This is a genomic window from Solibaculum mannosilyticum, assembly GCF_015140235.1.
Classification (GTDB): Bacteria; Bacillota; Clostridia; order Oscillospirales; family Acutalibacteraceae; genus Solibaculum; species Solibaculum mannosilyticum.
This window is the reverse complement of record NZ_AP023321.1, coordinates 1,128,898-1,149,158: the sequence shown is the minus strand read 5'-3', so window position 1 is coordinate 1,149,158 and position 20,261 is coordinate 1,128,898. Positions and strand designations below refer to the sequence as shown.

At 45.4% G+C, this 20,261-nt stretch carries 21 protein-coding genes and 1 other annotated feature; of the genes, 14 read left to right on the top strand and 7 right to left on the bottom strand.

All coding sequences use genetic code 11. The annotated features are described in order from the left end of the window. The first annotated feature begins 6 nt into the window (after window positions 1–6). On the top strand, window positions 7–936 hold the full coding sequence (locus tag C12CBH8_RS05355) for a magnesium transporter CorA family protein (RefSeq protein ID WP_090263335.1): 930 nt from the start codon (window positions 7–9) through the stop codon (window positions 934–936). Window positions 937–1,000: 64 nt separating this feature from the next. On the opposite strand, the gene C12CBH8_RS05350 is transcribed toward C12CBH8_RS05355, so the two are convergent. After that, entirely contained in the window at window positions 1,001–1,468 is a 468-nt protein-coding gene (locus tag C12CBH8_RS05350; RefSeq protein WP_171846191.1) for a metal-dependent transcriptional regulator, read from the bottom strand. A 195-nt stretch (window positions 1,469–1,663) separates the two neighbouring features. On the opposite strand from C12CBH8_RS05350, the gene C12CBH8_RS05345 reads away from it, so the two are divergent. From C12CBH8_RS05345 to yunB, 8 genes are all read left to right on the top strand, one after another. Next, window positions 1,664–1,960 (top strand): FeoA family protein, encoded by a 297-nt coding sequence (locus C12CBH8_RS05345; protein ID WP_090263338.1) that lies wholly within the window; start codon window positions 1,664–1,666, stop codon window positions 1,958–1,960. Then, window positions 1,951–4,017, top strand: a complete 2,067-nt coding sequence (gene feoB / locus C12CBH8_RS05340) for a ferrous iron transport protein B (protein ID WP_215533713.1) — start codon at window positions 1,951–1,953, stop codon at window positions 4,015–4,017. The genes C12CBH8_RS05345 and feoB overlap by 10 nt, the downstream gene beginning before the upstream one ends. Window positions 4,018–4,157: 140 nt before the next feature. Continuing rightward, on the top strand, window positions 4,158–4,829 hold the full coding sequence (locus C12CBH8_RS05335; protein ID WP_090263678.1) for a response regulator transcription factor: 672 nt from the start codon (window positions 4,158–4,160) through the stop codon (window positions 4,827–4,829). A 2-nt stretch (window positions 4,830–4,831) separates the two neighbouring features. After that, window positions 4,832–5,830, top strand: a complete 999-nt coding sequence (locus tag C12CBH8_RS05330) for a sensor histidine kinase (RefSeq protein WP_215533711.1) — start codon at window positions 4,832–4,834, stop codon at window positions 5,828–5,830. Between the two features lie 102 nt (window positions 5,831–5,932). Continuing rightward, complete coding sequence (locus C12CBH8_RS05325) at window positions 5,933–6,700, top strand: ABC transporter ATP-binding protein (protein WP_090263344.1); 768 nt, start codon at window positions 5,933–5,935, stop codon at window positions 6,698–6,700. After that, window positions 6,693–8,684, top strand: coding sequence for an FtsX-like permease family protein (locus tag C12CBH8_RS05320; protein ID WP_215533710.1), 1,992 nt, complete (start codon window positions 6,693–6,695; stop codon window positions 8,682–8,684). The genes C12CBH8_RS05325 and C12CBH8_RS05320 overlap by 8 nt, the downstream gene beginning before the upstream one ends. A 183-nt stretch (window positions 8,685–8,867) precedes the next feature. Beyond that, a complete protein-coding gene (rd, locus tag C12CBH8_RS05315) occupies window positions 8,868–9,026 on the top strand; it encodes a rubredoxin (RefSeq protein WP_090263347.1) in 159 nt (52 codons plus the stop codon). Window positions 9,027–9,166: 140 nt separating this feature from the next. Beyond that, window positions 9,167–9,883: a sporulation protein YunB gene (gene yunB, locus C12CBH8_RS05310; RefSeq protein ID WP_215533709.1), complete on the top strand. Its 717-nt coding sequence runs from the start codon at window positions 9,167–9,169 to the stop codon at window positions 9,881–9,883. Window positions 9,884–9,946: 63 nt separating this feature from the next. On the opposite strand, the gene C12CBH8_RS05305 is transcribed toward yunB, so the two are convergent. The 4 genes from C12CBH8_RS05305 to pheS all read right to left on the bottom strand — a co-directional run bounded on the left by C12CBH8_RS05305 (window position 9,947) and on the right by pheS (window position 14,158). Next, window positions 9,947–10,249, bottom strand: a complete 303-nt coding sequence (locus C12CBH8_RS05305) for a hypothetical protein (protein WP_215533708.1) — start codon at window positions 10,247–10,249, stop codon at window positions 9,947–9,949. A 152-nt stretch (window positions 10,250–10,401) separates the two neighbouring features. After that, window positions 10,402–10,647, bottom strand: coding sequence for an IreB family regulatory phosphoprotein (locus C12CBH8_RS05300; RefSeq protein ID WP_090263352.1), 246 nt, complete (start codon window positions 10,645–10,647; stop codon window positions 10,402–10,404). A gap of 90 nt (window positions 10,648–10,737) precedes the next feature. Further along, window positions 10,738–13,122: a phenylalanine--tRNA ligase subunit beta gene (pheT, locus tag C12CBH8_RS05295; protein ID WP_215533707.1), complete on the bottom strand. Its 2,385-nt coding sequence runs from the start codon at window positions 13,120–13,122 to the stop codon at window positions 10,738–10,740. Window positions 13,123–13,138: 16 nt separating this feature from the next. Next, a complete protein-coding gene (gene pheS / locus C12CBH8_RS05290) occupies window positions 13,139–14,158 on the bottom strand; it encodes a phenylalanine--tRNA ligase subunit alpha (RefSeq protein ID WP_090263356.1) in 1,020 nt (339 codons plus the stop codon). Between the two features lie 184 nt (window positions 14,159–14,342). Next, window positions 14,343–14,607 (bottom strand) — a binding site (T-box leader). Between the two features lie 106 nt (window positions 14,608–14,713). On the opposite strand from pheS, the gene acpS reads away from it, so the two are divergent. From acpS to C12CBH8_RS05275, 3 genes are read left to right on the top strand one after another with little or no spacing between them, the layout of a single operon-like run. Then, entirely contained in the window at window positions 14,714–15,088 is a 375-nt protein-coding gene (acpS, locus tag C12CBH8_RS05285) for a holo-ACP synthase (RefSeq protein ID WP_090263357.1), read from the top strand. Next, on the top strand, window positions 15,085–16,635 hold the full coding sequence (locus C12CBH8_RS05280; protein WP_215533706.1) for an NAD(P)H-hydrate dehydratase: 1,551 nt from the start codon (window positions 15,085–15,087) through the stop codon (window positions 16,633–16,635). Before acpS ends, C12CBH8_RS05280 begins: the two co-directional genes overlap by 4 nt. A gap of 16 nt (window positions 16,636–16,651) precedes the next feature. Further along, window positions 16,652–17,200 carry a hypothetical protein gene (locus C12CBH8_RS05275; RefSeq protein ID WP_215533705.1) on the top strand — a complete coding sequence of 183 codons (549 nt, stop codon included), beginning with the start codon at window positions 16,652–16,654 and terminating at the stop codon, window positions 17,198–17,200. A gap of 40 nt (window positions 17,201–17,240) precedes the next feature. Here C12CBH8_RS05275 and C12CBH8_RS05270 read toward each other — a convergent pair whose 3' ends face one another. Then, window positions 17,241–18,272: a tyrosine recombinase XerC gene (locus C12CBH8_RS05270; RefSeq protein WP_090263363.1), complete on the bottom strand. Its 1,032-nt coding sequence runs from the start codon at window positions 18,270–18,272 to the stop codon at window positions 17,241–17,243. Between the two features lie 91 nt (window positions 18,273–18,363). Then, window positions 18,364–18,555 carry a hypothetical protein gene (locus C12CBH8_RS05265; protein ID WP_215533704.1) on the bottom strand — a complete coding sequence of 64 codons (192 nt, stop codon included), beginning with the start codon at window positions 18,553–18,555 and terminating at the stop codon, window positions 18,364–18,366. 101 nt (window positions 18,556–18,656) lie between these two features. Between C12CBH8_RS05265 and C12CBH8_RS05260 the strand changes: the two genes are divergently transcribed. Next, window positions 18,657–19,100, top strand: a complete 444-nt coding sequence (locus tag C12CBH8_RS05260; protein WP_090263367.1) for a putative ABC transporter permease — start codon at window positions 18,657–18,659, stop codon at window positions 19,098–19,100. A 183-nt stretch (window positions 19,101–19,283) separates the two neighbouring features. After that, on the top strand, window positions 19,284–20,246 hold the full coding sequence (locus tag C12CBH8_RS11840; RefSeq protein ID WP_099321922.1) for an N-acetylmuramoyl-L-alanine amidase: 963 nt from the start codon (window positions 19,284–19,286) through the stop codon (window positions 20,244–20,246). The last annotated feature ends 15 nt before the right edge of the window (window positions 20,247–20,261 follow it).

Sequence of the window (20,261 nt, the reverse complement as noted above, 5' to 3'; positions counted from 1 at the left end):
TGCGCCATGATCAATTTTTACAAAAGCACCAATGGCCATATCCACAGCATCAGTGAGTGTGAGGAAGGCTGCTGGATCAATGTGATTGATCCTACTGAGCAGGAGATCGAACGTCTGGTCCGCGATTTTGAGGTGGAACCGGAGTTTGTCCGTGCCGCACTGGATGAAGAGGAATCTTCCCGTATCGAAACCGAAGAGGGGACAACCTTAATCATCTTGGACGTCCCGGTTTCAGAGGCCAAGGAAGGAGATCCTCAGGTCTACAGCACCATGCCTATCGGCATTTTAGTAACGCCTCGGCATGTGCTTACCATTTGTCTGTATGAGAATTCTGTCCTCAACGAATTGGCACAGGGAATGGTAAAAAACGCTCATACCGCTTTAAAAACACAGTTTGTTTTGCACATCATGTTGCGTATGTCTTTACGGTATCTCCAGTACTTAAAGCAAATCGACAAGATGCAGCATCATGTGGAGACCCAACTGCGTAAGTCCATGCGAAACAAAGAGTTGATCCAGCTTTTAGAGCTGGAGAAATCTCTGGTATATTTTTCTACCTCGTTAAAAGCCGACGAAATCACTATGGAAAAATTGATGCGCGGCCGGTATCTCAAGCTCTACGAAGAGGACCAGGATCTTTTGGAAGATTGCCTGATTGAAATCAAGCAGGCCATTGAGATGTCCAATATTTATTTGAATATCCTTTCCGGTACCATGGATGCTTTTGCATCGGTCATCTCCAACAACTTGAACATTGTGATGAAGGTGTTAACCTCTATTACAATTGTTATGGCCATCCCTACTATTATCTTCAGCTTCTATGGTATGAATGTAGACGGGCTTCCCTTTGCGTCTAACATATGGTTTCCTATCGCTTTGTCTCTGGCTGCGGTGGCGATCACTGGGTTTGCCCTTTATAAAAAAGACATGTTTTAATCACTTCAAATATAAAAAGAACCCTCTCGGCTCTGTAGGAAATTCAGAGTCGAGAGGGTTCTTTTTATTCTGTTTCTTTGTTTTGCAGAATATCTCGCCAATCCGGATGCTGGACAATCAACCGGTTAAAATCAGAAATGACCTCTAATGTGTGGGGAGTAATTTGATGCTCAATGAGCTCGGTTTGACGGAGCAGATCCTCAGTGACGCCAATATTTTGTAAAAACGTCTCGATTTGCTGATGACGTACTAGAAAATATTGTCCAAGTGCTCTCCCTTGGTCGGTGGGGGATACTGCCCCATGCTTTTGATAATTTACCAATCCTAAGCTTGACATCTTGCGTGCCATTTTAGTTACCGATGATCCTGCAATGTGCAGCTGCTTCGCAATTTCTCCCACGTGGACCGATGGCTGTTGTTCACAAAGCCTGACGATCATCTCCATATAATCTTCCATCGCTTCGGTTACCTGTCGTCCTTTGTCCTGGAGCTGATAACCACGCACGGTATAAAATTGATTGACACTGCTCATATTATGCCTCCTTTTTAGGCGTTCTATCTCTCCCATGCTTATTCAGCACAAGGCGAAATTAGTCGTCATATATTAGTCGTGGAAGTGAATTTTCCCCAGGCTAAAATGGGAAGCTTCCTCCTAAACAAAATAGAAGCAATAACGGCGTATGTGTGACTATGATACATATACCCCAAATCGGGAGGTAATGAACCAATGCAAACCAATTGTGTGCCGCTGTGTGACCTACGGATCGGGCAAAGCGGCATTGTACATGACATCCACGAATGCGGCAACTGGCAAAGACGTATGCTGGATCTGGGATTTATCGAAGGTACCCCAGTCAAAGCTATTTTGCATAGTCCCTCTGGAGATCCTGTGGCTTATGAGGTGAGGGGATCGGTCATTGCGCTGAGAAAAGAACAGTCCAGCCAGATTCTCGTGGAATGTGAACCGGTGGAAGAAGTTGTTCCAACCCGGTCCTATGTAAGCGGGGCCAGCTTATGGAGATAAATGCATCCAAGGGATCGGCTGATTATGTAATTGCATTAGCCGGCAATCCCAATGTGGGTAAAAGTACTGTCTTTAACGAGCTGACCGGCATGCATCAGCACACCGGCAACTGGCCTGGTAAGACGGTAGAACATGCTCAGGGTGAAGTCTCATTTGGAGGGAGGGTCTACCAATTGGTGGACCTCCCTGGTACATATTCTTTGTTGTCCAGCTCCGTGGAGGAGGAAGTCGCTAGGGATTTCATCTGTTTTGGCGGCGCTGATGCCGTTATCACTGTGACCGATGCCCTGAATCTGGAACGAAATCTAAATCTAGTCCTTCAGATTCTAGAGATGACCGATCGGGTTATTTTATGCGTCAACATGATGGATGAAGCTAAGAAAAAGGGAGTATCCATTGATCTAGAAGAGCTTTCCAATCAGTTAGGGATCCCCGTTGTAGGGGCCAGCGCCCGATCCGGCAAGGGGTTGGATACTTTAATGCACGAAGTGGAAAATACGGTGGAAGCACCTCCCCAAAGTGCATATCGTCCTATTTATCCTCCTTCCATTGAGAAGGCCATTAGTCAAGTAGAACCTGTCGCTGGATCCCGGTTCCGGGCCATCAAATTGCTGGATGGTGAACCTGGCGTTGTATCCTGGCTGACACAACATGACGGCATTGACTACGATAACGCCCCTCCCATAAAAGAAGCGCTGGAGAAGGCTAGAGAAGGCTTAGGAGAAGAGTCCCGAGATTTTCGAAGTGAGATTGTCTCTGCACTGGTACATAGGGCAGAGGGGATTTCTTCCCATGTGGTCAAATTTCTTCGAAAGGAACCACACCGGGCCACACGCCGCATCGACCGCATTGTCACATCCAAACGATTTGGCATCCCATTGATGATCCTGTTTATGGCGCTGATTTTCTGGTTGACCATCACCGGCGCAAACTATCCATCTCAAATGTTGTCCGACTTCTTCACCTGGCTTGAAGATAAGATTATGAACGGGCTTATCTGGATGGGTGCATCTGAATGGCTGCGGGATGCCCTGGTATTGGGGGTCTATCGTACCTTGACGTGGGTAGTATCGGTTATGCTTCCTCCTATGGCCATCTTTTTCCCGCTGTTTACACTGCTGGAGGATTCCGGATATCTTCCCCGTATCGCCTTTAATCTGGACGGCTACTTTAAGCATGCAAACGCCTGTGGGAAACAGGCCCTTACCATGTGCATGGGATTCGGCTGCAATGCCGCCGGCGTCACAGGATGCCGTATCATCGATTCTCCTCGAGAACGCCTTGTAGCTATGCTTACCAACAACTTTGTCCCTTGTAATGGCCGCTTCCCAACGCTCATTGCACTATCCACTCTCTTCTTAGGTGGGATGGCAGTCGGATGGGCAGGAAGCCTCGTCTCCACCTTCTGGGTGGTATGCGTCATTTTGCTGGGTGTTCTCTTCACTCTTCTGGTTTCGAGAATTCTATCGAAAACGCTTCTCAAGGGCGTCCCGTCCTCTTTTTCCTTAGAGCTTCCTCCTTATCGGCGTCCACAGGTGGGGAAGGTCATCGTTCGTTCCATCTTTGACCGCACCCTGTTTGTATTGGGGCGTGCAGTAACAGTAGCAGCTCCCGCGGGACTTATCCTGTGGATTATGGCAAACGTCACCATCGGAGATGCCACCATTCTAAGTCACTGCGCCTCCTTTTTAGATCCCTTCGGCCAGGCCATCGGTATGGACGGCGTCATTCTCTTGGCCTTTATCTTAGGGCTCCCCGCCAATGAAATTGTCATCCCAATCATCGCCATGGCGTACTTGGCCAACGGCCATCTGATGGATCTCAGCATGGACGCCCTCAAACAAGTATTTGTAGACAACGGTTGGACGTGGCTTACGGCTGTCAATGTCATGCTGTTCTCCCTTTTGCATTTCCCATGCGCCACCACCTTGTGGACCATTAAAAAGGAATCGGGAAGTCTAAAATGGACGGCAGCAGCTTTTTTGATCCTCACTGTTATGGGGATCGCGATGTGCTTCCTTGTGACACAAGGCGTCCGTTTGATGGGACTTGTTTAATGGATAATAATCAAGAATATCTCAGCCTCCTTTTCAAAAATGAGAAGGAGGCTGATTTTTTGGACTTTGGTTTTTCTTTTTGGGTCAAACTATGCTATAGTAATAGTATTGTTAGAGATCACCGAGGAGGCGATGGAATCTTGTATAAAATCCTGATCGTAGAGGATGATGCTGTCATTGCACATGCCATCCAGCAGCAGGTGACGTCTTGGGGATACGAGGCCCAATGTGTATCGGACTTTCAAAATGTAATGGTTCAATTTATCGCTTTGGATCCTCAGCTGGTACTGCTTGATATCACGCTGCCTTTTTATAATGGTTATCACTGGTGCAATGAGATCCGCAAAGTTTCCAAAGTGCCTATCCTTTTTATCTCCTCCGCTTCGGACAATATGAATATCGTCCTGGCGATGAATATGGGAGGCGATGACTTTATCGCCAAGCCATTCGATTTGGAGGTATTGACCGCCAAGGTACAGGCCATCTTACGGCGCACCTATGACTTTGGCAGCCAAGTCAATCTCTTGGAACACAAGGGAGCCATTCTCAATACAAGCGACGCTTCCTTAACCTATCAGGGTCAGCGAATCGATCTGACAAAAAATGATTATAAGATCCTTCAGACTTTGCTGGAGAACAAGGGAAAAGCCGTCAGTCGGGACACCTTGATGACCAAGCTCTGGAAAACGGATAGTTTTATTGATGAAAACACTTTGACTGTCAGCATCACCCGTCTGCGCCGTAAGCTCAAAGAGGCTGGTCTGGATGATTTTATCAAGACAAAGAAAGGCATTGGATATCTGGTGGAGTGAAGATGGAAGAGATTACGTTTAAAGCTGTCCTATGGGGATATATAAAACAGAAGTGTAAAGTGTTAATTCTTTTTGCAATTTTTTCTCTTTTGTTTTTCGTTGTTATCGCTTTTTATCAACTGCATGCTGAAGCTGTACTTTACGCTACAGCCTTATGTCTCTCAGTCGGATTGATTTGGGGGATTGTCGACTTCTGCTATTACTATAAACGCCATAAGGTCCTCTACGAAATGCGGGATAAAGTGGATGTGGATATTGAAAAAATACCGCTTCCGCATAACCTGATTGAACAGGATTATATGGATCTGATCTCCGCCGTTCACAAAGATAAGATCCGTCGTATCACGGAATACGATCACCTCACCAGCGATATGATTGATTATTATACCATGTGGGCCCATCAAATAAAAACACCGATTGCAGCCATGCGTCTTTTATTGCAAACTGAAGAAAATACGAACAATAAGGAACTTTTATCCGAACTCTTTAAGATCGAGCAATATGTAGAAATGGTGCTGTCTTACTTGAGACTGGATTCCAATTCCACCGATTTTGTTATCCGCCAATATCCCATCGAAAGCATTGTGAAACAAGCGGTTCGTAAATACGCTCCTCTTTTTATCCGCAAAAAGATCCGTTTGGATTTAAAGCCTATGGATCAACAGGTGTTAACCGATGAAAAATGGTTGGTATTTGTCATCGAACAGATTTTGTCCAACGCTCTGAAGTACACCTCCAAAGGCAAAATTACCATCTCTATGGAGGGCAAGACTCTGCTGATCTCTGACACCGGTATCGGCATCGCTGAGGAGGATCTTCCACGGGTTTGTGAAAAGGGATTTACCGGATACAATGGCCGGGCCGATAAACGAGCATCCGGAATCGGCCTTTACCTTTGCAAACGAATTCTGACAAAATTGTCTCATACCATTGCCATAGAATCCGCAGTAGGGAGGGGGACTACCGTTAAAATCGGCCTGGATGAGTTGGAAACCTTATAAAATTGTAAGGTTAGAGGGGGAAATGTAAGCCAAAGTTATGGCTGAACATTTCCCTTTTTTGCTATACTAAGCAGGACGAAAACCGAAGGAGGTTTTAATACTATGGCAATTTTAGAAGTCAAAAATCTGAAAAAAGTTTATACCACTCGATTTGGCGGCAATCATGTGCAGGCCTTGTCCAATGTCTCCTTCTCCGTGGAAGACGGGGAATACGTCGCCATCATGGGTGAATCTGGATCCGGTAAAACCACATTGCTCAACATCTTGGCCGCTCTGGATAAACCCACCAGTGGGGAAGTCCTGCTCAATGGCAAGAGTATTGTATCCCTGAAGGAGAAGGAGATTTCCGCCTTCCGCCGTAACAATTTAGGATTTGTCTTTCAGGATTTCAATCTGCTGGACACCTTTTCTTTGCAGGATAATATTTTTCTCCCCTTGGTGCTTTCAGGAAAGTCCTATAACGAGATGAACAAACGTCTGCAACCCATCGCTCATAAATTGGGAATTGCCGATATCTTGTCCAAATATCCCTACGAAGTATCCGGCGGGCAGAAACAGCGTGCCGCTGTCGCCCGGGCGCTTATCACTGAACCCCAGCTCATTCTGGCCGACGAACCTACCGGTGCCCTGGACTCCCGTGCAACCGACGGTCTCCTGCGTTTGTTTGATAAAATTAATCAGGATGGACAGACCATCTTAATGGTGACTCACAGCATCAAGGCTGCCAGCAGCGCTAAACGCGTCTTGTTCATTAAGGACGGCGAAGTCTTCCATCAGATTTATAAAGGAGCCCATACCTCAGAAGAGATGTATCAAAAGATTTCTGATACCCTCACCATGATCGCAACAGGTGGTGCTAGAAATGAGTAAGTTCTTCTACCCGAAACTGGCCGCTACCAACATTAAAAATAACCGCAAGACTTATCTCCCATATCTTCTCACTTGCATTGGAACGGTCACCATGTTTTACATGATCAGTTCCCTTTCCCTAAACAGTGGACTGAAAAATCTTCGTGGCGGGGCTATCGTCGCTGAAGTTCTCAATCTAGGTACTATTGTAACCGGAATCTTTGCCGTTATCTTCTTGTTTTACACCAATAGTTTTCTCATGAAACGGCGCAAAAAGGAATTTGGTCTCTTTAATATCCTTGGCATGGAGAAAAAACACATCTCCCGAGTTGTGCTATGTGAGACAATCTATATTATCCTCATCAGCTTAACTGTCGGCCTCCTCCTCGGCGTACTATTGGATAAACTGTTGTATCTCGGCCTCCTAAATATGCTGAAACAAGAGGCTACCTTCGGTTTTGAATTTTCAGCGACGGCATTCCTCAATACCATATTGCTGTTTGTAGGAATCTTTTTACTAATCTTTCTCAACAGCCTGCGGCAAATCCATCTCTCCAAACCCATCGAATTGCTCCGTGGTGGAGAAATAGGCGAAAAAGAACCAAAGACAAAATGGATTATGACCATCCTGGGTCTTGCCTGCCTAGGTCTAGGATATTATATATCGGTGATGATTGAAGATCCTATCGCAGCTCTGATGTTCTTCTTTGTAGCTGTGATCCTGGTTATCTTCGGGACTTACTTCCTTTTTACCGCCGGCAGCATTGCCTTACTGAAAGCCCTGCGGAAGAACAAAAAGTATTACTACAAGACAAAGCATTTTGTGTCGGTCTCCGGCATGATCTACCGTATGAAGCAAAATGCAGTGGGCCTTGCCAATATCTGTATTTTATCCACCTGTATTTTAGTCATGATCTCGACAACGCTTTCCCTTTTCCTCGGTATGGGGGATATTGTAGACGACATGTATCCCAGGCAGATTTTAGTCTCTTCGTATCGTGACTCAGCTCAAGTGGATTCGGAGGTCTATCAATGGACAAAGCGAATTTTGGATGAAAATGGGATTTCTCCAAAAAATGAGATTCACTATACCGGTTATTTAAACTTTGCTGCCATAGAATCTGGAGATACTTTTTCTCTCGATGATTCAAATTACTATCTGGGTGCTTCCAATCAAAAGATTAGAAATCTTCTCTTCTTTACATTGGATGATTACAATAAAATTACAGGACAAGATCAGGTACTGGGGGATCACGAAGTCTTATTTGCCCACAATCGCGATGCTTATCCAAATGATCAATTTACCCTCTTCGATACCACCTATTCCATCAAAGAAAACCTGGATGATTTCCCCGCTAAAGGTATGATGGCCTCCAATGTAGCCAGTAGTTATTTCATTGTCGTTAAAGATGCCGATGTAATCACATCCTTATGTGAACAGCAGGCGGCAGTCTATGGCAAAAATTCCTCTCAGGTAAAGGATTATTACGCCTTCGACATAGCTGATACCGAGCAAGATGCTGTTCCATTTTATGAGATACTTCTTGACAGTCGGACAGAAAATACATCCTATCAGCAAATAAATTGCCGTTCAGTCGAAAGAGAGGAAGGGTTCTCCCTGTACGGAGGCTTCTTCTTTATCGGTATCTTCCTGGGGCTGCTCTTTACGATGGCCACCATTTTAATCATTTACTACAAGCAAATCTCCGAAGGTTATGACGATAAGTATCGATTTGAAATTATGCAAAAAGTGGGAATGAGCCATTCTGAAGTAAAGAAATCTATTCATTCCCAAGTTCTCACTGTATTTTTCCTCCCCCTTGTAACAGCCGGCATCCATATCCTATTTGCATTCCCCGTTATCACACGTATTTTATCTTGTTTCAATCTCACCAACATTACGCTGTTTGCTGTATGTACACTCATTTGTTTCCTTGTATTTTCCGTTCTTTATGCTCTTGTGTATTCCTTAACGGCAAAGGTGTATTATAAAATCGTCAGCTAAAAGCTAATTTAAATAAAAAGCCGTATTTGCAGAAACGGGAAACTACAAATACGGCTTTTTGGTATTTCTCGATAAGTGGATAGAAAAGGTGGATATTTTCCCAATATTTTTTAAAAAATCCCTTTGCAAGAATAATTTTCCGTGTTATAGTAATCCTAATAACATAAAAAGGAGGTTTTTGTTATGGCAAGATACGTTTGCACCATTTGTGGTTATGTTTACGATGAGGAACTGGGCGATCCCGATAACGGCATTGCTCCTGGCACCGCTTGGGCCGATGTTCCGGATGATTTTGTCTGCCCCGTCTGTGGCGCCGGTAAGGATGCCTTTGAAGAGGAATAAACAAAATCTTCTAATCCTTAAATGCAGCCTATGAGCATTGAGCTCATAGACTGCATTTTTGTTTTCTCTGGGATTTGTCACCTATTTTAGAATATTTGCTATACTAAAAATAGAATAATTCCAAAATAGGGGGGAATGAGATGAGACGACGTCCCCATAAAAAATCCCGGTCCACCTTTAAAATCAAACTGCTGGTGGTTCTGGTTTTTCTCCTAGGGCTATTCCTGATTATTCAGGCCCGTATTCGTCCGATCCTTGTGGATATGGCCACCAATCAATCACAAATTGTGGTCAATCAGGCAGTCAACGAGGCCATCATGGAAGTCCTGAATGAACAGCAAATCAGCTACGATAGCCTCATCCACCTTACCACCGACTCTCAAGACAATGTCACTTCCATCGAAACCAACATCGTTCAAATGAACCGTCTTAAAGCAAGCATCAGCCAGTCAGTTCAGGATAAATTAGTGAACTTGGATAAACCTGTGATCGATATTCCGTTAGGAAGCCTTTTGGGCGATAATCTGCTCTCTGGGTTTGGCCCCAATCTTCACGCCAGACTTCAGATGTCAGGAAGTATTGTTCCTCAAGTAGAAAGTGAATTTTCTGACGCCGGCATCAATCAGGTACTTCATCAGCTTGTACTCAAGATGAACACTCAATTTGTTGTTATCATGGCTGGGCAAAATATCATCATAGACGTACCCAGCGAATTTGTAATAGCTGAGAGCATCATTGTAGGCGAGGTTCCTCAGGCTTATACACAGGTAACTGGCGGAGATGACTCCTCTATCGCCAAGATGAACGACTATCGAGCTGATCGGTACTTAGACAACCAAATTTCAAACGAAGAATAAAAAACAAAGGACTATCTCATTTATCCATGAGATAGTCCTTTTGTAATTGCCTATGTTTTTTCTTTATTGATCACGCAATGCCCGTTCCAGCCAAATGGAGCCAATATCCAAAGCGTTGTAAAGGCCCTCTTTCTCGCTTTTCTTAACAATGCGGTCACGAGCACGAATTTCCGGATCGGTATACATCAATTGTACCAATACCTTATCGGCGATTTCCATGTCCTGATACGGCTTTGTGCTGAGGACCTGAAGCATCACAACGTATTTATCCGCCATACTGCCATAATAAATTGTCTTCCCATTGCGGACCAACGGTTTCCCTTTATACATCAAAAATGCATTTTTGCCTGTTTTTTTATCACTCATACCAATGTCCTCCTGTCATCCTTATCTAAATTATTATAGCACAAAACTTCTTTCTTGCAAAGAAAAATAAACAAGCGTAGCGGCGGCAAATGTATAATCTTAGCCTGTCTATAAAAATAGAGGGGACAAAAGCCCCCTCTATCGTACAGTTTTTATTCCCCCAAGTAGGATTTCACCAAAGCTTGAAGCAATTCATCCCGATCAATCTTCCGGATCAAACTGCGAGCATTGTTATGAGTTGTAATATAAGTGGGGTCTTCAGAGAGAATATATCCTACAATCTGATTAATAGGATTGTAGCCTTTTTCCCGCAAAGCGTCATAGACCATGGTTAAAATCCGCTTCATCTCATCCTCATGGTCGCCGCCGATGGAAAAAGTCATGGTCTTATCAAACATTGCAAACCCCTCCTTATGTCTTACTGTCCTTCCCATTATACAATAACCGATGGGACAATTCAATCGCTAAACTTAAAATAAATTGGCAGATTAGGATCTCAGCTGGGCACCAATCTCGTTTAATGCTTTGATGGCTTTCTGAATGATGGAATCACATTCGGCATCGGTGAGGGTCGAATCATGGGAACGGAGTACTAGACTAAAAGCCACACTCTTCTTACCCTCAGGGATCTGTTTGCCTTTATAGACATCGAAAAGCTCCAGATTTTCTAAACGCTGTCCCGCTGCTTTTCGGATGGTATTTTGCAATGTGAGTACCGGAATTGTATCATCACACACCAATGCCAGATCTCTGGTTACGGCAGGAAAACGGGGAAGTGCTTTATATTGTATGTCGGCCACATGATTTTCATACATAAGGCTGAAATCCAACATTGCTATATAGGCGCGGGAACCGATCCCGTAAGCTTCCTGTACCAACGGATGCAATTCTCCGACAATTCCTAGTTGTTTGTCTCCAAGTGTCAGCTTTGCACAGCGCCCAGGATGGAAAGCTGGTTCATTGTCTACTGCTACAACGTCGTATTCTGTGACGCGTAAAGCCTCTAGAAGGCCTTCCACTGCCCCTTTGATAGAGTAAAAATCCACTCCTGGACCATACTGGCCTAAGATAACGCATTTTTTCTCCAGAGGCAAGGGCTGTCCTTCCTGGGGAAGATATTCTGTGGCCAACTCATACACGGCAGCTGAAAGATTTCGGTCGGCAAAGTTATTGCCCAATACCTGGCACATGGATGGCAGAGCCGTGGTACGCATAATGCTGGTGTCTTCACCTAAGGGATTGGCAATGACCACTGATTGACGCAACATACTATCGGCCGGCATGCGGATTCGATCGTATTCCTTGGGGCTAATAAAGGAATAGGTAGCTACTTCCGAATATCCCAGGGCCAACATAGTGGTATTGATCGAACGTTTAAACTGTTGCTCCGGAGTATACCCACCTTGTGCACTGCCGCGGATTGTGGTAGAAGGAATCTTATTATAACCATAGAAGCGAGCGATCTCCTCAGCCACGTCAGCTTTACATTCGATATCGCTGCGGAAGGAGGGAGCAATCACTTGACCATTCTCCACTTTAAATTCCAGACTCTTCAAAATGGAAATCATGTCTTGTTCCGGAATCTGGATGCCCAGGAAACGATTGATCCAATCGGCGTCCAGAGGAACCGAATGAGGCGTCTTATCTGAACAGTCTACTTCTACAATGCCGTCACACACATCACCGGCATCCAGAAGTTCCACCAGCTGACATGCGCGCTCCAATGCAGGAATGCAGTTTTCCGGATCCAATCCCTTTTCAAAGCGTCCGGAGGATTCTGTACGCATGCCGAGCTTCTTGGCTGTCACTCGGACAGATGGACCTGAGAAACAGGCTGATTCAAACACAATGGTGGTAGTATTATCAAAAATACTGCTGAATTCACCGCCCATAACGCCTGCGACTGCCATAGGCTTCTTATCATCAGCGATGACCAGCATATCGGATGTCAGCTTCCGTTCTACACCATCCAAAGTGGTAATGGTTTCTCCATCGACTGCACGGCGTGCATCGATGTTATGCCCTGCCATGAGATCGTAGTCAAAAGCGTGCATGGGTTGGCCGTACTCCAGCATCACATAGTTGGTAATATCCACGATGTTGTTGATGGGACGTACACCACAGGCACGCAGTCTTTCTCTCATCCAACGGGGAGAGGGAGCCACTCGGACATTCTTCACCACTCGTGCCGCATAACGATAGCACAAATCCGGTGCGCTGATCTTGACATTCAAAAGATCATCTGCATTTCCATGTCCGCCTTTGACTTCCGGTTTAGGAAGCACAAACGGCTTCTGGAAGGTGACAGCAGTCTCCCTCGCCAGGCCGATAATGGATAAACAATCAGGACGGTTAGAAGTGATTTCAAAGTCAAATACAACGTCGTCCAAACCGATGGCCTTTTTGATATCCATTCCCAATGTGTGATCACATTCATCGCTAAGAATAAAAATGCCGTCGGTAATCGTGCCTGGGAAATCGTTGGTAGTGAGAGCCAGCTCTTCAAGACCACACATCATTCCCTGGGACTCTACACCTCTGAGCTTCCCTTTTTTGATGTTAATCCCGCCCGGCAGTTTAGAGCCATGCAGAGCTACCGGTACATAGTCTCCTTCCGTCAGGTTAGTGGCGCCGGTCACAATGGTAATGGGGGAATCTTGTCCCACATCTACCGAGCACACCACCAATTTATCGGCATTGGGATGGGGCGAGATGGTCAACACCTGACCCACCACAACGTTCTCAATTTCACTGCCTTCCCGCTCGTATCCCTCTACTTTGGAGCCGCTCATGGTAAGGGCTTCGGAAAAGGCACGGGGAGATATATCCTCCAGTTGAACAAAATCATGCATCCATTTGGTTGAAAGCTTCATTGTACGTCACCTCCTACTAAAATTGGGAAAGGAATCTCAAGTCATTGTCGTAAAACAGGCGCAGGTCATTGATATTAAAGCGGCGCATGACCACACGTTCCAAGCCGATGCCGAAGGCAAAACCACTGTATTCCTCGGGATCAATACCACAAGTCGACAGCACCTTCGGATGCACCATACCGCAGCCCAGAATTTCAATCCATCCCTCGCCTTTACAAAGCCGGCATCCTTCACCGTGGCAGGCAAAGCATTGGATATCCACCTCTGCTGAAGGTTCTGTAAAGGGGAAGTGATGGGGACGGAACCGCACTTGAGCATCCTCTCCGTACAGGCGACGGACAAATACCTCCAAAGTGCCTTTCAAGTCGGCCATTGTGATACCCTTGTCAACCACCAAGCCCTCGATCTGATGGAAGAGGGGGGAATGAGTGGCATCAACATCATCCGACCGATATACTCGGCCAGGTGCAATCACGCGGATAGGAGGCTTCCGCTTTTCCATGGTACGAATCTGTACAGACGAGGTCTGGGTTCTTAACAGAGTATTGTCGTTGATATAGAATGTATCCTGCGTATCACGGGCCGGATGGTTTTTCGGAATATTGAGCGCTTCAAAATTATAGTAATCCAGCTCTACCTCGGGGCCTTCTACAATATCAAAGCCCATACCGATAAAGATTTCCTCCATCTCCTCCAGCACCACCGAAAGCGGATGCTTATGTCCCAAACAATTGTGTTTGCCCGGCATTGTGACATCGATGCGTTCCGTCGCCAGACGGGCATTTTGTTCTTCTTCCTTCAGTTGCTGACCTCGCTTCTCGATAAACGATTCGATCTCTGAGCGAACCTCATTTGCCAGCTGACCAATAATAGGACGTTCTTCTTGAGAGAGTTTACCCATCTGCTTTAGGATAGAGGTAAGCTCGCCCTTTTTTCCCAGGAAATAAACCCGCAACTCATCTAAAGCTTTGCGGTCCTTGACCTCCTGGAGCCGGGATTTGGCTACTTCCCGGATGCTTTCCAGCTTTTCTCTCATTTTCATTCACCTCTCACACAAATAAAAACAGCAGCCTTTTATCAGCCGTTTTTGCGCAGCCTTGTCACATATTCAGCGGCAAAGCAGCTTTGATCTAAAGTTAGCGCTGCGGGATGCTGCGGGATGATGACCTAGAGCTCTAACAGATTTCCAAAAATAAAAAGCTCGCCCAACCATCCCGCAAAATCGGGACGAAGGCGAGCCTCCGCGGTACCACCCAAAATTCCTGCCTTACATTTCCTTCCTAGAAAACGAAAAGGCAAGCACTTATATCGGCCTATAACGGCGCCAACCGTCGCAACCTACCCAAATGCAACTTGCATCCTTCAGCTACGCCGCTCAGAAGTGAACTTCAACCGCCTTGCCGCACAAATGATCTTTCAGCCGATGGATCATTCTCTCTGCCTGCGCCTTTTTAGACAGCCTACTCTCTTCCTCATAGCGTTATCTTCTTTTTACTATAACACCGAACCCTAAAAATTGCAAGACAAAGCAAGATCAAAATGCTATAATAAATCCTGTAATCATCCAAGTGATAAAGGGGGAGGATTTCATTTGCATACTGTTGGAATCGATATGGTGGAAATTGAACGAATCCGCCATTGTATGAAGAATGATCGATTTTGCAAACGCATTTTGGGAGAAGAGGAATACCGTCAGTTAGAAAAGCGGGGGATGCCTATCCAGAGTGTAGCAGCCTCTTTTTGTGCAAAGGAAGCCTTTTCCAAAGCTATGGGAACCGGAATTCGAGACTTCTCTTTGGCAGAAGTGCAGCTTTTGCGTCTTCCAAACGGGAAACCTTATCTCTTTTTCACCGGACGTGCTAAAGCCATGGTACAGCCTACAGGATTGGAATTTTCCGTCAGCATCACCCATACAAGACAATTTGCTGCCGCTGTAGTCGTAGCATCCCGGGAGGTAGAAACTTGAACATTTATAATGCAAAACAGACGAGACAAATCGAAGCGGCCATCGCGGCCGCTGGGACAGATTATCTCCAAATGATGGAACAGGCTGGTCAAGCGGTGGCACGTAATATTCTCTGTCAAAGCACTACCAATCCGGATCAAACAAAAGCTGTTATCCTATGCGGACAGGGAAATAATGGCGGAGACGGCTTGGTAGTAGCCCGTCGTCTGTGTCAAGAAGGCTGGGAGGTATCGGTTGTTTTTCCAGGAGGTCTCTCCAAAACACCGGATTCCATCCATATGCTTGAGCGGTTAAAAGCTCTTTCTGTCTCTATTTTGGATCCATTGAATTCACCGAATGAGAAAGAAAATGCTTTTTCCCTCATTCGGTCGGCCCACTGGATCGTAGATGCTCTCTTTGGCATTGGCTTTCATGGGATCATCGGGGAGCCCTATGACGAGTACATCAAAGCGGTAGAGGAAAGCAAGGCAACTGTTGTTGCCATCGACATTCCCAGCGGCGCTCACTGTGATACCGGACTTGTACAGGGTCCGTGTATCCAGGCCGATCATACCGTCACCTTTTTCTCGCATAAACCGGCTCATCTGATTTATCCTGCTGCCCAATATTGTGGAAAACTCAAAGTAGAACCGCTTTCTTTTACCCATCAAATGGAGGCTTCCATTGAAACTATGCAGCACACCCCTGTCTTTGAAGAGGTAAAAAATTGGTTTCCATCCCGTCATCCCAATTCTCATAAAGGAAGTTTTGGAAAGCTTTTATGCATCTGTGGTAAAGCCGGTATGACAGGGGCTGCTGAACTATCCGCTAAAGCCGCTATGCGCTGCGGCGCCGGACTTACCTATCTTATGACCCCAAAAGACGCTTGTACAGCACTCTCTTGCAAGTTAACCGAACCCGTACTAATTCCTCTGTCCCAGAGTTCGGAGGGAACTTTATCCCATCAGTCTATACCCACCATTTTAGAACAGCTTTCTTCCACCTCAGCCTGCCTTATTGGATGCGGTATGGGGGACAACGCTCAAACACAAGCCGTCCTAGATGCTGTGTTACAGCATGCAAAATGTCCTGTTATCATCGATGCCGACGGAATAAATGCTCTCAGCCATCATATAGATAGATTAAAGGAACCGACAGCACCTGTTATTTTAACCCCTCATCCAGGAGAGATGTCCCGCTTAACCGGTAAATCTATCGCTGAAATCCAGGAGAACCGGTTGCAAACCGCTATGGAGTTTGTACAGGAGTATCCAGTAACCTTAGTGCTCAAGGGAGCAGGAACCATCATCGCCTTGCCGGATGGCCACATTTGGATCAATTCCACCGGTAATCCAGGTATGGCCAAAGGCGGGTCAGGGGACGTACTGGCTGGGATGATTTCTGCCTTCGTAGCGCAGGGGATAGAGGTCGGGAATGCGGTTGTAGCCGCCGTTTATCTTCATGGATTGGCAGGGGATAGAGGTGTTCAGCATTTTTCTCAACACGCTATGCTGGCCTCTGATTTAATCTCAATGCTGCCTGGTATCTTTCTTGATCTTGAAAAATAAGGTAGGGTGATCCACCATGAAGCCTAGGCGTTTGATGGCTTTTCTATGCAGCATTGTTTTTATTTTCGTCGCATTGACCGGATGTTCGGCTTTATCCGACCCTGGATCGGGTTCTACAGCCGATCTCAATTCCGTTCCCAATGCTTTTTCTACGCTGGCCAAAGTCCAGTACAATGGCATTGAAATCGAAGCCAAAATCACACGTCTCGACAGTGGAGATTGTACCATTGAAGTGCTTTCACCCTCATCCTTAAAAAGTCTTACAATGGATTGGAATGCTCAGTCGAATACTATGACCTTGGGATTTATGGGATTATCCTGTTCCATTGATCCTCAGCAGTTCCCAGACTCGGCCTTTGGATCGGCTGTTATAAGCGTTTTTAACGCTGTCGCATCCAAGGACGGCCTACAAATTGACAAGACCGACGAGCTTCTTACTTTTTCTGGAACAGGGGAGTCCGGTCAGTTTTCTGTGTCCATCGACCGTAAAACCGGTTCCATGCAATCTTTAGAGATTCCGTCAATTGGTCTATCCGCTCAGTTTTCTGAGTACACCTCACAGTGATAAAAATTCATATTTTTCAAAAAGAGCCGGATCGAAGAGTTTACTCCTCATCCGGCTCTTTTTCTTTTTTTATCTTGATCACAGGGGAATTGCGCATCTTGACATTGGCCAAGGGATTGGCTTCAATCCCTTGCTGAAGCTGCTTATCCGACACATGGGTGTAAATCTCGGTGGTGGACAAGTTTTCATGACCCAACAATTCTTGCAAGACCCGGATGTTTACATCACCATGTTGGTACATCAAGGTCGCCGCCGTATGTCTCAGCTTGTGGACCGAGTACCCTTGACCATCCAACCCGATTTTCTCGAGATAATGTTTTACCATCCATTGTACGGTCTTCGGACTGATGCGTTGTTTTTGCTTGCTTAAAAACAGGGCATATCGATCCTTGACGCCTTCATGAGGACGCACTTTCAAGTAATTGTCGATAGCAGTGAGGCATGCTTCATTTAAATAAACCGTCCGTTCTTTATTTCCTTTTCCTGTAACCCGCATGGTATGATCGCTCCGAATATCTCCTAAATTCAACCCTACCAGTTCGGACAGCCGCAGTCCACAATTGAGAAATAATGTGAGAATACAGTAGTCACGCTGCTGAAATTCGCCCTCTACACTATTAAGCAATTCGATACTTTGTTCTAGTGTCAGATATTTAGGCAAAGACCGTTTGATTTTAGGAGCATCCAACTCGGCCAAGGGATCGGATTCCAAGCGTTCGCTGGATTTGGATTTCGTAGTCAGAAACTTGAAAAACGCCTTTAAACTACAGACTTTTCGAGCACGTGCGGCCGATTGGTTGCCGCGGTCTACTCGGACATAATGAAAAAATTCATAAGCGTCTGACAAAGTAACCGTCTTTAAAAGATCAATGGTAACATCGTCGATTTCAATGGACTCAATCGGTTGATCTGACGGCGCTAAATGTCGGCTGTATTTTAAATAACGCAAGAAAGTTCGAATATCTAAAAAATATTCTTCGACTGTCTTTGGTGATTTGCCAAGGGTATTTTCTAAATATCCAAGAAAGCTCCGCAGTACCAGCGGACACTGATCTAAATAATCGCGTTTCATAATAGCGGCGTAACCTCCTAGGCCAAGGCCTCAATCCGGTTTCTTTGCGGTTCAAATAAATGAACCCCCTCCTCCCAATTATACAAAATATTCATTTTGTATAATTGGGAGTTTCTGTTTCCACCATAGCAGTCGTATGGCTGGTTGTATCAGATACAATAGACGTCGTTCCCGAAGACCCTACTGCCGACGGTTTCTCTCCAAAAAAATATCCTGCTAAAACCAGAACAGCCAATGCGATGATCGTAACTATAATAATTTTTCCAATTCCCCATTTTTTCATTTTTCTCAACTCCTCCAATAATTGCTAAGTAGAAACTCTGTGATTGGAATACTTGAAATTGTCCATACTAGTTTTAAAATAATTTTTAATTGGTGATTGATTTGCAGAAATTAAAAGAGTATTCCCTTATCTATCTCATCGGATCTGTGGGTTACACTGTCATCGAGATCCTTTGGCGTGGCTTCACCCACTGGACAATGGCCATCACCGGCGGAATCTGTTTTTCTCTTGTATATAAAATGAACCTGCGTTGCGCTGGCAAAAAACTTTGGAACAAATGTTTTAGAAGTGCTACCATCATTACCAGCGTAGAATATGTTGTAGGATGCATCGTCAATCTCAAGCTCAAGTGGGACGTCTGGGACTACTCCAATCTTTTCCTCAACATTAAAGGACAAGTCTGTCTTTTATACACTGCCCTTTGGTTTTTCCTCTCCATCCCCATGATTTTTCTCTCTACCCTCTTGCACAAAAAAATCTGTGACCGTTCTTCCCACAAACTATCTTCATCTTTTAAGAGACTGCTTAAGAAACCTACTTTTTAATTTATGATGCCACTTAACTGAAATGTCCGTCAGCACGGGATTATCCGTGCCGGCGGATTTTTTGTTTTAAGCCCCATGGATGATAAATCCCGGTCTATCCGCTACGGCCTTTTATAATCATATCACATTTTGGATCAAAGAACCATATACTGGTCGTGAAGACAACTATGGAGGCTTTCTTATATGAACATCCAAAATGGTATCATCCAAGACAGCAACATCGGCGGCGTACCTTTTACCCCTATGATCGTCACACCAAAGGGAAAACGTAATGTCCGTACCCTTAAGCAATTGCTGACGTCTGACCACGATCCAGAGTATATCGTCGTCCACAACACCGGCAATGCGGCTTCTACTGCGAACGACGCTGCACATTCCCGATGGCTGCAAAACGTAGAAAATGCAGATGTACAGTATGTTTCTGTCCATATATTTGTGGATAAAGATTCATGTGTCCAAACCTGTCCCCTTAATGAAGTCACCTATAACGCTGGTGACGGCGGCAGCGGCAAAGGAAATGCACGTAGTCTATCCATTGAGATTTGTGAAAATGACGACTATCCAGCAGCCGAAAGCAACGGTATTAAACTGGTAGTTGCCTTCATGAAACAGTTTAATATCCCAATTGACCGCGTCCAACCCCACCGTTATTTCGCAAGCAATAAAAAGTTATGTCCTCACCGTATTTTGAAGTCCCAGGCCACTTGGGAAAGTGACTGGAAAAAATTCCAACAGCGCATCATGGCGGTTTATAATAACGACTCCTCCGGTCAAAATCCAGCTCCAGATCCTGGTTCCGACACTTACACCGTTCAAAAAGGCGATAGCCTTTGGCGTATCGCTCAAAATGTGTTGGGAGACGGCAGCCGGTATACCGAGATCGCTTCTCTCAACGGTATTAGTTCCCCCTATATCATTCATGTAGGCCAGGTGTTGCAACTTCCTCAGTCATCCTCATCATCCGGATCCGGTTCCATCAAGGTCGGCGACCGCGTCAAAATCACCGGCACTTATTATGCCACTGGTCAGAGGATTCCTACTTGGGTAAAAGAGACCACCCATACCGTTTATCAGCTTAAATCGGACCGGGCTTTGATGAAGGAAATTATGAGCTGGGTTTATCTTTCAGACATTTATAAGGTATAACTTTTTGGTGTTATA